This window comes from Streptomyces sp. RLA012, assembly GCF_056270325.1.
Window position 1 is genome coordinate 9,694,384 of sequence record NZ_JBWDPA010000002.1, and the last position, 14,674, is coordinate 9,709,057.

Genomic DNA, 14,674 nt, shown 5'->3' on the forward strand with positions numbered 1-14,674 from the left:
ACGGGCGCACCGCGCGTGACTACGGGCGTGCCGTGAACCGGCCGTCGCCCCGCTTGTGCAGCCAGCCGCGGTCGGCGAGCTTGGTCATCTTCGCCCGCAAAGGTTCCAGCTTGCCGCGCACCGAGGCGTCCAGGCCCAGCCGCTCGCCGACCGCCCTGACCTGCACCGGGCCGTCGGCCTCCCGCACGATCGACAGGATCTTGCGGTAGTCGCCGGGCAGCGCGCCCTCGTCGGCCGCGTCGCTGCGGTGCGGGATGAGCAGGACTGCCCGCCCGGCCACCTTCGCCGATACCGGAGCGACAGCCTCGGCATCGGCCTGGACCTGCTCGGCCAGGCGGTTCAACACCCGCTCCGCGATCGCCAGTTCGTCCCGCTCGACCTGGACCTCCTGAAGCTGCTTGGCCAACTCCTCGGCGAGGGCGTCCAGTTCGCTCCGGCGGGCGGTGATCCACTGCCGCTCCTGCATCCCCGCGCCCTCCCGCGTTCTCACGGTGTGCCGACCTGCTGACGGATCGTAGGCGGGGGCCTGTCGTGGGCGCAGCCGAACCCGGCATCCCGCCGGAGCCGGACCTGCCCGACGATCTACGCCATGGTCATCGGCCGCCGACCGGCACGAGTACCCAACTCGCCATTCACACCAGACCCGTGACCTGCGACTTCACGATGCACACCACTCAGTGGAACTTGCGCTCCGACTCCTTGATCGGAAGGTCGTTGATACAGGCGTAGCGCCGGCGCATCAGGCCGTTGTCGTCGAACTCCCAGTTCTCGTTGCCGTACGAGCGGTACCAGTTGCCCGAGTCGTCGTGGCACTCGTAGGCGAAGCGCACCGCGATCCGGTTGCCGTCGAAGGCCCACAGCTCCTTGATCAGCCGGTAGTCCAGCTCCCGCTTCCACTTGCGCGTGAGGAAGGCGATGATCTCCTCGCGGCCGTTGGCGAACTCGGCGCGATTTCGCCAGCGTGAGTCCACGGTGTAGGCGCCAGCGACCTTCTCCGGGTCGCGGGAGTTCCAGCCGTCCTCGGCCAGACGCACCTTCTCGATGGCCGTCTCCCGGGTGAACGGAGGAAACGGGGGGCGCGATTCGTCAGTCATGTCGACTCCTGACTCCGTGTCGTTGCCTCACAGAGGGGCGCGGATACCCGGCAAGGGGAAAACCCCGGCGCGCTGTTCACCACTGATAGGGCAGAAACTTACCGTTGAGCACGATTTCCACCCGGTCGCCCTCAGGGTCCGGCACGCGCTTGACGTCCATGCGGAAGTTGATGGCGCTCATGATCCCGTCGCCGAACTCCTCGTGGATGAGTTCCTTGAGGGTCGGCCCGTACACCTGGAGCGCCTCACAGGCGGTACATCGTCGGGTCAGTGGGGACCGCGGCGCCCAGCGCCCCGCGAGTGGGCTGCAACTGGAGCGCCTTCACGACGTCCCGGCCCAGGCCCAGGGCGGACGCGGCGGCTTCGGCCTCCACGGCCCCCATCGGGTGCTGCCCCAGGAAGGCCGCCGTGGACCAGACGACCGGACGGCCGACCGCCTCTGCCAGCTGCGCCCAGGTCACACCGGGCTCGATCAGGGCGCTGCGGACCGCGTCCGCCGCTTCCTGCTTCGTCATCATCGTGATCCTCCCAGTACCGCTCCGCTGTGGTGAACGAGTTTCGGCGGGTCGGGGCCCGCCCCCGCGCCGACGCGGCATTCCGGGTAGCACAGAGCCCTCGCCTGCGGCGTTGGCCCGGCGAGTCCTCTGCTGCGGCATCAGGACCATCCCCTGCACTTGAACCGTACGGCGATCCCGTTGCCCACGCAGTCCCACGATCCCCAATGCAGACCAGTCCCGCTCGCTGTCACCTTTATGGGTCAGGCACTCAGGACGCCCCGCGCGGCCGTCGCCGAACCGAAGGTGACAGTGCACGCGCCAGGGACCGGCGCGCTAGAGATACGGTCCTCGCGCTCACCGCCAGGGACTCGACCTCCGGCGAGATCGTCGCCCACCTCATGGAGGCGTACGGGCTGACCACCTCCAAGGACACTAGCCCCACGATCACGCGCACGAAGATCTCTGGCACGCCGCACCGCCGGAAGGATGCTCATTTCTCTCCCCTGGCCTCAAGCGACTGGTTGATGGGTCCGCTGCATCCAACTCCTGCGGGTCCATGCATCTGGCGCTTTCCGGATACACATCATCGGAGTTTGCGTCAGATGGAGCCGAGGTCGTGGATCCATGCCTCAGGGTTCTCCCGACGGTCGAAGTGGCCGCGGGTCAGCTCTGAGCCGCAGCCAGACCTGGCGCCTTCTTGCCGGCCTCGGCGGAGAGCCTGTTGACCTCGACCGCGGCGCGGGCGGCGCGACCGGAAAGGCGCCAGGCAAGCACCTCCAGTCCGACCGCGGGTGCCGGGGCCCTGTTGAATCGGCACGGAGCGCGGTGCCGGAGTTGCCACCAGGTCCGGTTCTCCGTGCCGCTCGCCGAGTGAAGTAGGCCGCCGACGACGTGCGCGTGGCTCGGGCCCTTTTTTCCGGCAGCTCCTTCCCGAACGGTACGGGCCGCCTGGCATACCGCTCTCCAGTGATCATTTCCGGACGGGTGCTACTCCGCCCCGGGTGAATGTCCTGATGGCGACGTTCGCAGACCACCAAGGTCTTTCCACGCACCGCCATCAGGTGTACCCACGGCGGCCGTTCCGGCTCATCGGGGTCGGCAAGTTTGCGGACGTGGTGGACTTGCAGCCAGCGCGGGCGCACCCGGGACGCCGCATCCTGGAACAAAAGAGACGGAGCGGGTCGGAGGCGAGTACATACATCTGCCTCGCGTACCAGATCCGCACCGGTGACGGACTGATGGTGCCGATGGGCTGGTGCGCGGCAGCGGTTGGGGCGATGGCAAAGGAGCGGGCGTGTCGGCACCTGACGCCGGTGTCTGGCGCGATGAATGGCCCTCGGTTCTGGCTGTGTGGTAGCTCAGCCAGGTCAGGGGGTGTCCGAGGAGAGGGCGGCCGTAGGCGCGATGCTGGGTGAGTAAGGTGTCATTCCCAGGGCAGTGAGAGCGCCGACGAACGCAGTGATGACGATCGCCCACCAGCCCCAGACAAACGCGGCTTGGACGTCATGAGCGACGGAGGCGGAGGCAAGGATCGCCACCAGCAGGGAAACGCCGAGACTGGCGCCGATCTGTCGGCTCATGTTGACCACGGCGCTGCCTGTCGAGGCGCGAGTCGGAGGCAGGTCCGCCGTGGCTGCGGACAGGATCGTTGGGACCGCCAGTCCGACACCGGCGCCGATGACCAGCCAAGCGGGTAGGAGCCCGACGGCGTAGCCGCGTGCCGCACCGTTGGCGAGCACGAGAACGACGTTGCCTAGCGCGAGAAGGAGGCAGCCGGCGGCAGCGATCGCGCCGGATGGGACGCGGTGGGCGACGCGTTGGGCGAGTGCGGCAAAGAGCGGCACCATCAATGGCCCTGGCGCCACAGCCAATCCCGTTTGCAGGGCGCTGTAGTGCCATACCTCCTGCATCCAGAGAATGACGCTGAGCAGATCTGCGGCGAACGCGGCGTTGAAGGCCAGCGCGGTCGCGTTGGACCAGGCGAAGGTAGGTACCCGCAGCAGGTCTGGCTCGACGACCGGGGAGGGATGGTGCAGAGAGCGGCGCCAGAAGACGGCGACTCCCAGCGCTGCCGACCCGAAGCAGGTCATGACAGCCGGGCTCCCCCATCCCCAGGCTGGTGCTTTGACCAGCGCGAGGGACAAGGTCCCGATCGACATCAGGAGAACGCCCCCGCCCAGGAAGTCAGGCCACTCGGCGGTGGTGTTGTGCCGGGTGTCGGGGATTGACCAGTGGGCGCCGAGGAGTGCGACCAGGCCGATGGGAACGTTAACCAGGAAGATCCATCGCCAGGACGCCTCGACCAGTAGCCCACCGACGACAGGTCCAACAGCGGCGGCCAGGGCGCCTGTCGCCGCCCAGATGCGAACCGCGCGGTCTCGCCGGTCAGCAGGCGTTGTTGCGACCAGCAGTCCAAGGCTGGCGGGTGTGAGTGCGGCGGCTCCCATCGCCTGCATCCCGCGGAAGGCCACCAGTGCCCACAGGTTGTCACTCACCGCGCAGGCGGCGCTGCCGGCCGTGAACGAGGCAAGGCCGACTAGAAACACGGTCCTCTGTCCCAAGCGGTCGGCCAAGCGGCCGAGCGGGACGAGAAGGGCCGCGTAGAGGATCGCGTAGGCGTTCAGGACCCAGCTCAGATTTACTACTGAGCTGCTTCGGAACTCGCGGCCGATGTCACCGAAGGCAACGTTGACGATGAACAGATCCAAGCTGGCCATGAAGGCGCCTACGCACAGAACTGGCAGAATCCAGCCCGCCCGCCCCCTCTGACTATCCTTTGCCATAGCCAGGAGGCTAGGGCCTGGGTATGCAAAACACAAGCCAGCGGTAGCCTTGGGCCATGTCCATCAAGACCGCACACCTGGAAGGACCCGTAGCCGACAGGGACAGCTGGACCGCGGACCGCTGCTCCCTGGAGCGCGCTATGCGCGCTGTGGGCAGCCGCTCCGCGATGCTGCTGATGCGCGAGGCGCTCTACGGCACCCGGCGCTTCGACGACTTCGCCCGACGGGTGGGCATTACGGAAGCCGTCACCGCCTCGCGCCTGCGTGAGCTCGTCAAGGTCGGCGTTCTTGAACGCAACCCCTACCAGGAGCCGGGCAAGCGCACCCGACACGAGTACGTCCTGACCGCAATGGGCCGCGACCTGCTCCCCGTCGCCATGGCCCTCATCCAATGGGGCGACCGCTACCTGGCCGACCCGGCCGGGCCGCCCCTCCTTTTCACCCACCACGAATGCGGCGCGCCCTTGCGGGCGAGCGTCACCTGCGACTTGGGGCACGAGGTGCCACTCGGCAAGGTCGGGATCGCCTTCCCGCCGGACGGACCGGGGCCCAGCCCCGTGGCTGCATCCTCGGAGCACGGTCGGGTCGCGACCGACCCCGCAGAGGACCGTGACAGGTGAGGTCAACTCCGCTCCAGACCATTCCTGGCACGCAGAAGTTCGGTCACGTCCGCTGGAGTGGTGTATCGACGGCCCGGCTATGCGGTGGGGTCGGCCGGGTCTGAATTCGGCTGGCGAGGACGCCTCCCAGCTGCGGACCGGAAACACCCCCAGAGCGATGGCCACCTGCAGAAACCTCGCGATCGGAGCTCTCCGCCTGACCGGCGCCCGCAACATCGCCTCCGGCCTCCGACGGGCAGCCCGAGCCCAAACCCGGCCCCTTGCCCTTCTCGGCCTCACATGAACAAAACGGACGACATCAAACTACGCCGAATCCCTGAGCCAGGACCGCCTCCAGTAGTCGTGAATCGCCCTTGCGGCTGCCGCGAGTCGTGAATGAAGCCAGTGCTACCTCTTGAGTACCGTGGCTAAGAGGGCGTGCTCATTCCGGTCGCCTTCGACCGCCTGCCTTCCCCGTCGATTCTCGCAGGTCCGCTGTTGGTCGGCGGCTTGACCTCAGTTTTCCGACCGGACCCCGGAATCCGGACCAGCGTGGCGTTCTGGATATCTTCGAAAGGAACCGCACCATGCCCTTCGTCACTGCCAAAGACGGTACAGAGATCTTCTACAAGGACTGGGGATCGGGTCAGCCGGTCGTGTTCTCGCACGGCTGGCCATTGATCGCCGACGCATGGGACCCTCAGCTGAAACTGATGGCGGACAACGGGTTCCGGGCGATCGCCCACGACCGGCGCGGGGGCGGACGCTCCGGTCAGACCTGGGACGGGAACAACCTCGACACATACGCCGACGACCTGGCATCGCTCATCGAAACGCTCGACCTGCACGACGCCATCCTGGTCGGACACTCGACCGGCCCGGCGGCGGCGAGGTCGCCCACTACATCGGCAGGCACGGCTCCGGCCGGGTCGCCAAAGCCGTACTGCTCAGCGCCATCCCACCACTGATGCTGAAAACCGAAGCGAACCCCGAAGGACTGCCGATCGAGGTCTTCGACGAGATCCGAGCGGGCGTCGCAAAGGACCGTTCACAATTCTACAAGGACCTCAGCGCAGCGTTCTACGGCGCCAACCGCGAGGGATCGACCGTCACCCAGGGAACCCGCGACGAGTTCTGGCTCTGGTCGATGTCGGTGGGCATCAAGGGCGCCTACGACTGCATCAAGGCGTTCTCCGAGACAGACCTCACCGAGGACCTGAAGAAGTTCGACGTCCCCACCCTGATCGCACACGGCGACGACGACCAGATCGTTCCCATCGTGGCCGCCGGCAACAAGTCTTCGAAACTGGTCAAGGACGCGACCTTCAAGGTCTACCCGGGCGCCCCACACGGCCTGTCGATGATCCCCAAGTTCGCCGAACAGTTCAACCAGGACCTGCTGGCCTTCGCACGCAGTTAAGCTCCCGCAAGCGCGGTATCCGGGCGGTGATCCCTGTGCCGGCGGGCCAGCGGGGCCATCGGCTGCGTCGAGGAAGCAGCGGCGGCAGGCCACCCGGCAGAGCCCGGGGCGCGAGCCCGCCCTCGGTTCAGCTCTTCAGGGCCTGCGGCAGCTCCCATTACAGTCCGTCCAGATGCGGGTCCCCGAGCGGCTGATTCGCCCAGGCCATGGCCAACCACACGGGCATGTTGGCTCAACGACCAGGGCGGCGTCGCAACGGTCCGGCGACCAACTCCCCGCTGTCGTGCGCGTCTCGCATCGCGCGAAGCAGACCGAGACCACCGCCATCGCCGTCCCGAACTTCTGACACGCCCGCTCGACTATCGTGGCCTCCACGGCCACCGCGCTTGATACATCGTCACAAACGTTCATGATCGCGGTGGCCGTATCGTGCCGCACTCCTCGCAGCCGGATCATCTGCTATCAGCCCGAACGCCCAGCCCAGCCGCTCATCCCATGCACGAGCGTCGTCCGCATCTGCACCTGTCTCTTCAGCCACGCAGGGGATCATCCCCCGGCACCGTCGGCTGTCTCCGCCCGACGGTGCGCGGAGACGCAGGCCACCGAGGCGCAATGGACATGAGACAGGAACCGTCCGCTCGCGCTCCCTTCACCGCAAGTGGTCACGAAACGGACGCCCGCCGACTACGCCGAAGCCCTGGGTCCTGGCTGAGTGCTGTTCCGCCGACAACGGCGCAGCCACCACAGACCGCTTGTCCCCGTAGTCAGCGTCTTTGTCCCCGCCAGACAGCTGGACCCCATTCGTCGTTTCCTGGATGCCCCGCGCTGCTGTCCGGCACCGTGAACATCCGGCGAGCACCCGCCGCTGCAGTGCCTCCGAAGCTGCTGTCGAATTGCTGCTCCCTGTCGCGTACAGAGCCACCATGCCCTTGACCGCCTCGGCTGGCTTCCCCGACCAGCGGGTCTTTCCCGGGTCTTCAAAGTTGAGCGGTGCGGAGGTGTCCGCGGGCTCGGCGGGTGGTGACGCAGCGCGTACGTAGCCGCTGGTTCGTGGCGTTGCGGAACCCGAAGGCGGCGCGGGCGACGAGCTTGATCACGCGGTTGATGCCCACGCTTTTGGCGTTGTTGTGGCCGGTGTCGATGAACGCGGCGATCTCGTTCCACCAGCGGTCCACGGTGGTGGCGAGGGTACGCACTTCCGGCATGTCGGCGTCCGCGCACCAGGTGAGGAACTTGTAGCGGGCCTGGCCGATGCGGTGGCGATCGGCGCCGGTGCGGGCCAGAGCAAGGAGGGGTGGCGCAGGCTTTCCTTGGCGATCCAGGCGGTCAGCAGTGTCTGTCTGACCTTCCCTCGCAGGCGTCTGCTGCGCAACCGCGAGGACCTCACCGACGAGCAGTTCGCGAAGATGTGGAACCCGCTGCTGGACGAGCCTTCCATTCCGGTCGGTGGCGCGTCCGCGTCGTCCGCGGACTTCGGCGGTGGTGCGGCGCCGCACCAGGGGGCAGCATCTTGTTGGCGAGCTGCACGACGTGGAAGTGGTCGACCACGACGGTGGCGTGGGGCAGGCCGGTGCGCAGGGCGGCGCGGTAGGTGGCCGACATGTCGATGGCGACGTGCCGGATGTTCTTGCGCCAGGTCAGGGGGGTAGTGGCGAGCCAGGCCAGCACGTCGGCGACGGTGCGGCCCTCGACTTGGCCGAGCAGGCCACCGACACCAAGCGCGTCGACGAACCCGGTGTGCCACCGGTCCCTGGTCAGCTGCCACTTGCCGCTGTCGAGGTGCTGTTCCCAGCGGGGGCGTCCGCGCCGGTTCTCGTCGATGCCCAGCACCTCGACCTCTGGCAGCGGTGCTTCGAGGACTTGGCGGGCGGCGGCCTTGAAGGCGTCCAACACGGTCGGCCAGGACAGATGCAGATCGCGGGCGGCCTGGATACCGTGGCGCCGGCGTCCCGTATCCGGCGCCCGGCCGCACTGCGCAGCCTCCCGGTCAGCCGGGCGCCGGCCGGGATCTGCGGGATCTGCTCGGTGAACGACTTGCGAGGACAGGCCGGAGCGTCCGGACTTGGCGCCGTGGCGGCCGGCCGTGGGGATAGCCCCGCAGCTCACGGACGCCGAGTTGGTCACCCTCGCGATGATGCAAGCCATGCTGGACCGGAGTTCCAGCGGGCTCCAACCACGACCTCTACCAGCCCGCGACCGGCCCCGTCCGGGCCAGAGCACTGGCGTGGTGGTCCATCCCCTCGCACACCTGCCGCGCCCGCAGCGGAGTGTCTGCCGCGGCGAACACCGCCATGATCTGCTGGTAGGCCGGATGGTCCGGCAGCTTCGGGGCCGGTGGCGCCGGCGGTGCCGGATCGGGCAGCTCCAGCAGCGCCTTGCGGGTGATCCGGTCCTCCTCGGCGGCCCGGCCGAGCTCGTCCAGCCGCGCGGTCAGCTGCGCGATCTGCTCCGTCGTCGTCTCGGCCTGCGCGGCGATCTGCCGTTCCAGTTCCTCCAATCGCGCTGGCACGGCCCCGAGGGTCAGCTCCCCGGTCATGTACTGCGCCAGGCCGTAGCAGTGGCCCCGGTCAGCCGGCGCAGTATCACCGTGGTCATCGCCCAGTACACCCGCGACTCCGAACTGCGCGGCTGGTGCTCGTAGTCGCGCACCAGCCTGCGGTGCAGCATCAAGATCCCGTATGCGCGCTCCACGATCCACCGTTTGGGGATCGGCACGAACCCGGTCCGGGCCGGGTTGCGCTCGACGATCTCCACCTCGATGCCCACCGTCTGACCGTGCGCGACGACGGCGTTCTTGAAGCCCTGGTCGACCAGGGACTTCTGAACGGTGTCGGTGTCGGCGACGACCCTGTCCAGCAGCGCGATGCCGGCGGCGTTGTCGTGCACGGACGCGGCGAGCACCACCACCGCGATCACCAGGCCCAACTCAACGGCCAGGCCGCGCTTGCGGCCCGGCACTTTTTTGCCGCATCACGCCCCGTCGACTGAGCGGGCACCCCGGCCGCGGCGTCCACGCTCCGGGCCGAGCACCACCAGGCTCGGGTCCGCCTTCCGCCGCGCTTTCTCCCGCACCTGCCAGCGCAGCAGGTCGTGGATGGTCTGGTCGGTGCCGTCGTCGCCCCACTTGGTGAAGTAGTACATCACCGCGCCACGCGGCGGCAGGTCGTGCGGAAGCAGGTCCACTGGCCGCCGGTGCGGCCCTGGTAGAGGAGCGCCTTGACGATCTCCCGCATCTCGTACCGGCCCTGGTGGCCGCTGACCGATTGGTGTGCGGCCTTCCACGCGGCGATCACCGGCTCGATCAGCGCCCACTGTGCGTCGGACAGGTCGGTGTTGTAGGGCTTGCGCTCGCTCACAGTGTTCAGCCCAGCACCCCAAGCCGGCCGACCGGCAGGGATGCCGCAGTTCCACACATTCAGGTGACGACAAATCACCTACCAACCCACATACACGCTTCTGAGATCGTGTCCTGCTCAGTGAGTGCGAGGAGTCGTTTGGCTGTGTGTCGGCGCCCGACTTTCACAGCCCTCCGCGTTGCTGCCGGGGTGACCAGGGCGGCGGCCCTGCGGCTGTTCGGGGGTTGGGCGCAGGGTTGAGTCGGGGACGGGGCGGCTCGCAGGGGAGCCGACGGTGAGGGTGAGTGCTTCGCCGTGGTGCCGGACTGTCATCGTTGTGCCGGCCAGCAGGGTGTAGGTGACGGTCCCTGTCTTGATCTCCACGCGCAGGCGGCGGCCCCAGATCCCCATGTGGAAGGTGAGCCGGCTGAGCTTCTCGGGTAGTCGGGGCATGAACGACAGCGTGTCGCCGTTGTGGCGCATGCCTCCGAAGCCGCAGACCAGGGCCATCCAGGTTCCGGCCAGTGAGGCGATGTGCAGCCCGTCCCGAGTGTTGTTCTCCAGGTCATTCAGGTCCATCAGTGCCGCTTCTACGACATAGTCGTAGGCAAGGTGTTCATGGCAGACCTCCGCTGCTATGACCGCTTGGCAGCATGCGGACAGCGACGAGTCGCGGACCGTCAGCGGTTCGTAGTAGGCGAAGTTGCGGGCCTTTTGCTCGGTGTCGAAAGACTGGTCGCACGTGTACATGGCCAGCACCAGGTCCGCCTGCTTCACCACCTGCTTGCGGTAGATGTCAAAGTAGGGGAAGTGCAGCAGCAAGGGGTACTGGTCGGGCCGGGTGGCGGCGAAATCCCACGGCTGGTGGCGGGTGAACCCGGCATGCTGCTCGTGCACCTGCAGTTCGTCGTTGTAGGGCAGGTGCATGGCTTCCGCGGCGTCGCGCCAGGCTGCTGTCTCCTCGTCGTCCACGCCAAGAGCCGCCGCCTGGTGGGGGCGGCGTTCGGCGCTGTCGGCCGCTCCGCGCAGGTTCTTGGCGGCCATGAGGTTGGTGTAGGCGTTGTCGTCGGTGACCGCGCTGTACTCGTCCGGACCGGTCACGCCGTCGATGTGGAAGGTGCCGCGGTGGTCGTGATGGCCCAGCGACATCCACAGCCGGGCCGTCTCCACGAGGAGCTCCACCCCACTGGTCTGCTCGAAGTCCTCGTCGCCGGTGGCGGAGACGTAGCGGATGACGGCGTCCGCGATATCGGCGTTGACATGGAACGCGGCAGTGCCAGCCGGCCAGTAGGCGGTGCACTCCGAACCGTCGATAGTCCGCCATGGGAATGCTGCTCCGCGCAGCCCGAGCTGCCGCGCCCGGTCCCGGGCCGCTGGCAGGGTGCTTTGCCGCCAGCGCAGCGCCTCGGCGACGGCTCCGGGCGAGGTATAGGTGAGCAGCGGCAGGACGAAGGTCTCGGTGTCCCAGAATGAGTGGCCGTCGTAGCCGGTGCCGGTCAGCCCCTTGGCGGGGATGGCCCGCTGCTCGGCGCGGGCGCCGGCTTGCAGCACGTGGAACAGCGCGAACCGCACGGCTTGCTGGATTTCCTCGTCTCCGTCAACTTCGACATCGGAGCGTGCCCAGAACTCGTCCAGGTAGTGCCGCTGCTCGTCCACCAGTCCTTGCCAGCCGGTGCTGCCGGCTGCTGCGAGCGCGGCTTCCACCTGGTCCCGTACGGCGGGCAAGGAACGGATGCGTGACCAGCCGTAGGCGACCAGCTTGTTGATCCTCAGCTGCTGGCCGGGGGCCAGCAGCGATGTGACCGTCAGGCGCGCGACATCGTCGTTGCTCTCGACACTGGTCTGCGTCTGCGCGGGCCCCCGTACGGTGTGGTCGGCTGCGGCCGCGACCCGCAGCTTGCTGTTGCGCGTGCAGTGGATCAGACTCAGACGGCTTCCCAGCGCGTGGTTCTCTTCCGCATCGAGTGGTGACTCCAGGGCCGCAGCGGCGCGGGGATCGCCCGCGACTGCGGGAAGTTGTTCGTTGGCGACGAGTTCGGACTGCACCACGATGCGCACTGGGATGTCGACGGCTTCGACCTCGTAGGCGACGGCGGCGATGGAGCGCTGAGTGAAGGAGACCATCCGAGTGGAGCGCACCCGGACCGTGTGGCCCGCCGGCGAGGTCCACGTACAGCTGCGGTGGAGAAGACCGGCATGCAGGTCCAGCACACGCTCGTGAGCGCGGAGCCTGCCGTAGCGCAGGTCGAAGGGCTCGTCGTCGACCAGCAACCGCAGAATTTTGCCGTTGGTGACGTTGATCGCGGTCTGGCCGGACTCGGGGTAGCCGTACCCTCCTTCCGCGTAGGGCAACGGGTGCAACTCGTGAAAGCCGTTGAGGTAGGAGCCGGGCAGCCCATGAGGCTCGCCCTCGTCCAGGTTTCCGCGCCAGCCGACATGACCGTTGGAGAGCGCGAAGACCGATTCGCTCTGTGGCAGCAGATCCAAGTTGAGAGGCGTTTCCTTCAGGGCCCAGGGATCGACGGCGAAACAAGTGTCTGTGATCATCCCCGGCGCTCCAGCTCCGCGAGGTCCTGCACGACGATGTCAGCGCCGTGGGCGCGCAGGGCGTCCGCCTGGCCGACCCGGTCGACCCCTACGACATAGCCGAAGTGGCCGGACCGGCCGGCGTCCATCCCGGCGAGTGCGTCCTCGAAAACAGCCGACACCCGGGCTGTGACGCCCAGATCATGGGCGGCGGCCAGGAACGTATCGGGATGCGGTTTGCCGGGAAGCCCGCGCTCCGCGGCCACCAGCCCGTCGATGCGAACGTCAAACAGCGCTTCGGCCCCCACCGACACCAGGATCTCCCGGCAATTCACGCTGGAGGACACAACGCCTGTCTTCAGGCCGTGCTGCCGGACCCTCCGGATATAGCGCATGGTGCCCGGGTATGATTCGGCACCTTTCGTGCGGATCTTCTCCAGCAACAGATCGTTCTTGCGATTCCCTAGACCCTGCACCGTATCCCCCTCGTCATCCGGGGAGCCCTCGGGGAGCTTGATACCGCGCGAGGCGAGGAAGCTGCGCACCCCGTCGGTGCGCGGCCTTCCGTCCACGTACTCGTCATAGTCCTGGGTGGCGTCGAACGGCGTGAAGCCGGATCCGTCGTGCCGGAGGAGGAAGTCGTCGAACGTCTGCTTCCAGGCAGCCGCATGTATGACGGCCGTCTTCGTGATGACACCGTCCAGATCGAACAGGCACGCTTCAACCGATTCCGGCAGGCCGTACGGGGTCATTGAGTACACCCTCCCCGGAGAACGTGACCGGCTCAGCAGAGAGCATTGTGATGTTTTGCCGCTCTGCGCTGGGGGCCTTGTCCGGCGTGCGGCAACTTCCCGACTGCGCCCGTGCCCATGAATTACGATCCTCCCGGTTCCGGCCGGGTGCAACAGACGAGTACCCCGGGACCGCCGGGGTGCATCAGTCCCTCCACATAGTGCACACGTAGCTCGCGGGCGATGGTGGCGTTGGCCGGGCCGTCGGTCGCGGCCGACGAGGTCCTCCTGCGCGGGGCGCAGGCTGCCCGCCGGGCATCGCTCGGAAGACCCGCGTCCCGGACTCCACTTCCACCGAGCCGCGAAGGACAACACGTCGACGACCGCCAGATACGCGACATCTGCCGCGAGCTGTTGCGCGCCGGCGGGCCCTCAATCGAACCGCGCCCCCACTGCCTGTCTGCCGAAACCAATCGTCCATGGCCGGCGGCCATGCCATCCCTAATCTTGCGTGGGTATCCCCGGCTTCAGCCGGGGAGGGAAACGCATCCTTGGCACGGAGGCGCGAAGCGCCGGAGTTCAAGGAGCTTAGAGCTCGCGCAGATAGGCGTGCGCTCGTGGGCGGCGGTTCGGGCGGTCGTCCCAGCGGTGGGTCGTCCATGCCTGGCGGATCAGGCTACGGACGGTGATGATCGTGTCCGCGAGGTCGAAGAAGGCGTCGATGACCGTGGCTCGGCGTTCATAGCAGCGGGCGAGCCGGTGGAAGGCGTTCTGCCAGGCGTGGGTGCGCTCGACGTGCCACCGCTGGCTGGCCTGGATCGGCGCCTTCTCGCCCTTGTGCGCGATGCGGCCGTGCAGACTGCGCGCGGCGAGTTCAGTGCGCGTCTTGTCCGAGTCGTAGCCGGCGTCCGGGTGCACGGTGATGTTGTCGGGTAGTGGCCCCAAGTCCTCCAGCCGGTCCAGGGTCGGGGCAAGCAGCGGGGAGTCGTGGCGGTTCGCTCCGGCCAGGACTCTGCCGAGCGGTATTCCGTAGCCATCCGTCATGCCCGAGCGTTTCAAGCCCTGCTTGCCTCGATCGACCGGTGAGCGCCCGGCGACCTCGCCGCCGCCGGGGGCCTTGGTGATGGAGCCGTCGATGGCGATCTGGTCGAGCACGAGCCCGACGATCCGGTCGTTGGACTCCAGCGCGATCTGCTTGAGCCGGGCGAAGGTGCCGAGCTGGATCCACTCGTCACGGCGGTTGCGGATGGTGGTCGCCGAGCAGGTGGTGTCGGCGATCGCCTCGTACGAGCAGCCAAACCGTAAAAGCTGCAGCAGCTTGTCGAACACGATCCGGTCGCTGATGCGCGGGCGGTGGCAGCCCAGCGGATGGGCTGGATCGACCGTCGGGCGCTGCGGCAGGAGCGCCGCGAATTGGTCCCAGAGCGGGTCGGTCAGCCATGACGGCAGAACGGGCACAGGTCTCCCCAGTGGTCACAGAGCGTCGCAACTTCATGATCGCCGAGACCTGTGCCCGCCTTGCTGCCGGGTTCCTCACACCGCCTATATGCGCGAGCTCTTACTCAAGCGGCTTGACACGACATAGCAGCCTCGGGGGGTGCACAGTGCTGCTGCAGGGTCTGCTCACTGCAAGGGCTCACTCATTGGGGTCCGGTCGGCCGCCCGGTCCACTGCAGGAGATCCGGCCCA

At 67.7% G+C, this 14,674-nt stretch carries 10 protein-coding genes and 4 pseudogenes; 3 read left to right on the forward strand and 11 right to left on the reverse strand.

The features are described from left to right. Nucleotides 1-19: 19 nt before the first annotated feature. From RV986_RS44055 to RV986_RS44070, 4 genes and pseudogenes are all read right to left on the reverse strand, one after another. On the reverse strand, nt 20-466 hold the full coding sequence (locus RV986_RS44055) for a hypothetical protein (protein ID WP_475924197.1): 447 nt from the start codon (nt 464-466) through the stop codon (nt 20-22). Between the two features lie 208 nt (nt 467-674). Further along, the gene (locus RV986_RS44060; protein ID WP_475922731.1) at nt 675-1,094 is read right to left on the reverse strand and encodes a nuclear transport factor 2 family protein; all 420 of its coding nucleotides are present in this window, start codon (nt 1,092-1,094) and stop codon (nt 675-677) included. 76 nt (nt 1,095-1,170) lie between these two features. Then, a pseudogene (gene cynS, locus RV986_RS44065) lies at nt 1,171-1,612 on the reverse strand (cyanase). A 1,346-nt stretch (nt 1,613-2,958) separates the two neighbouring features. Then, the gene (locus RV986_RS44070) at nt 2,959-4,374 is read right to left on the reverse strand and encodes an MFS transporter (RefSeq protein WP_475922732.1); all 1,416 of its coding nucleotides are present in this window, start codon (nt 4,372-4,374) and stop codon (nt 2,959-2,961) included. 56 nt (nt 4,375-4,430) lie between these two features. On the opposite strand from RV986_RS44070, the gene RV986_RS44075 reads away from it, so the two are divergent. Both RV986_RS44075 and RV986_RS44080 read left to right on the forward strand, forming a co-directional pair. After that, nucleotides 4,431-4,994, forward strand: coding sequence for a winged helix-turn-helix transcriptional regulator (locus RV986_RS44075; protein WP_475922733.1), 564 nt, complete (start codon nt 4,431-4,433; stop codon nt 4,992-4,994). 566 nt (nt 4,995-5,560) lie between these two features. Continuing rightward, nucleotides 5,561-6,393 (forward strand): annotated as a pseudogene (locus RV986_RS44080) (alpha/beta fold hydrolase). 977 nt (nt 6,394-7,370) lie between these two features. Here RV986_RS44080 and RV986_RS44085 read toward each other — a convergent pair. After that, nucleotides 7,371-7,889, reverse strand: coding sequence for a transposase (locus RV986_RS44085; RefSeq protein WP_475922734.1), 519 nt, complete (start codon nt 7,887-7,889; stop codon nt 7,371-7,373). Then, the gene (locus RV986_RS44090; RefSeq protein WP_475922735.1) at nt 7,777-8,286 is read right to left on the reverse strand and encodes an ISL3 family transposase; all 510 of its coding nucleotides are present in this window, start codon (nt 8,284-8,286) and stop codon (nt 7,777-7,779) included. The genes RV986_RS44085 and RV986_RS44090 overlap by 113 nt, the downstream gene beginning before the upstream one ends. A gap of 157 nt (nt 8,287-8,443) precedes the next feature. Between RV986_RS44090 and RV986_RS44095 the strand changes: the two are divergent. After that, nucleotides 8,444-8,554, forward strand: a pseudogene (locus tag RV986_RS44095) (IS982 family transposase); the annotation flags it as partial. A gap of 21 nt (nt 8,555-8,575) precedes the next feature. Here RV986_RS44095 and RV986_RS44100 read toward each other — a convergent pair. The 5 genes and pseudogenes from RV986_RS44100 to RV986_RS44120 all read right to left on the reverse strand — a co-directional run bounded on the left by RV986_RS44100 (nt 8,576) and on the right by RV986_RS44120 (nt 14,443). Continuing rightward, complete coding sequence (locus RV986_RS44100; RefSeq protein WP_475922736.1) at nt 8,576-8,902, reverse strand: hypothetical protein; 327 nt, start codon at nt 8,900-8,902, stop codon at nt 8,576-8,578. A gap of 23 nt (nt 8,903-8,925) precedes the next feature. Continuing rightward, a pseudogene (locus RV986_RS44105) lies at nt 8,926-9,749 on the reverse strand (IS5 family transposase). Between the two features lie 117 nt (nt 9,750-9,866). After that, complete coding sequence (locus RV986_RS44110; protein WP_475922737.1) at nt 9,867-12,275, reverse strand: glycoside hydrolase family 65 protein; 2,409 nt, start codon at nt 12,273-12,275, stop codon at nt 9,867-9,869. Continuing rightward, nucleotides 12,272-13,006, reverse strand: coding sequence for a beta-phosphoglucomutase family hydrolase (locus RV986_RS44115; protein WP_475922738.1), 735 nt, complete (start codon nt 13,004-13,006; stop codon nt 12,272-12,274). The genes RV986_RS44110 and RV986_RS44115 overlap by 4 nt, the downstream gene beginning before the upstream one ends. Before the next feature lie 567 nt (nt 13,007-13,573). Beyond that, nucleotides 13,574-14,443, reverse strand: coding sequence for an IS5 family transposase (locus tag RV986_RS44120; RefSeq protein ID WP_475922739.1), 870 nt, complete (start codon nt 14,441-14,443; stop codon nt 13,574-13,576). Nucleotides 14,444-14,674 lie beyond the last annotated feature (231 nt).

What these genes read in the sequence shown, in the direction of transcription:
- RV986_RS44055 (WP_475924197.1), bottom strand. Translation starts at nt 466, where the DNA reads ATGCAGGAGCGGCAGTGGATCACCGCCCGCCGGAGCGAACTGGACGCC.
- RV986_RS44060 (WP_475922731.1), bottom strand. Translation starts at nt 1,094, where the DNA reads ATGACTGACGAATCGCGCCCCCCGTTTCCTCCGTTCACCCGGGAGACG.
- RV986_RS44070 (WP_475922732.1), bottom strand. Translation starts at nt 4,374, where the DNA reads ATGGCAAAGGATAGTCAGAGGGGGCGGGCGGGCTGGATTCTGCCAGTT.
- RV986_RS44075 (WP_475922733.1), top strand. Translation starts at nt 4,431, where the DNA reads ATGTCCATCAAGACCGCACACCTGGAAGGACCCGTAGCCGACAGGGAC.
- RV986_RS44110 (WP_475922737.1), bottom strand. Translation starts at nt 12,275, where the DNA reads ATGATCACAGACACTTGTTTCGCCGTCGATCCCTGGGCCCTGAAGGAA.
- RV986_RS44115 (WP_475922738.1), bottom strand. Translation starts at nt 13,006, where the DNA reads ATGACCCCGTACGGCCTGCCGGAATCGGTTGAAGCGTGCCTGTTCGAT.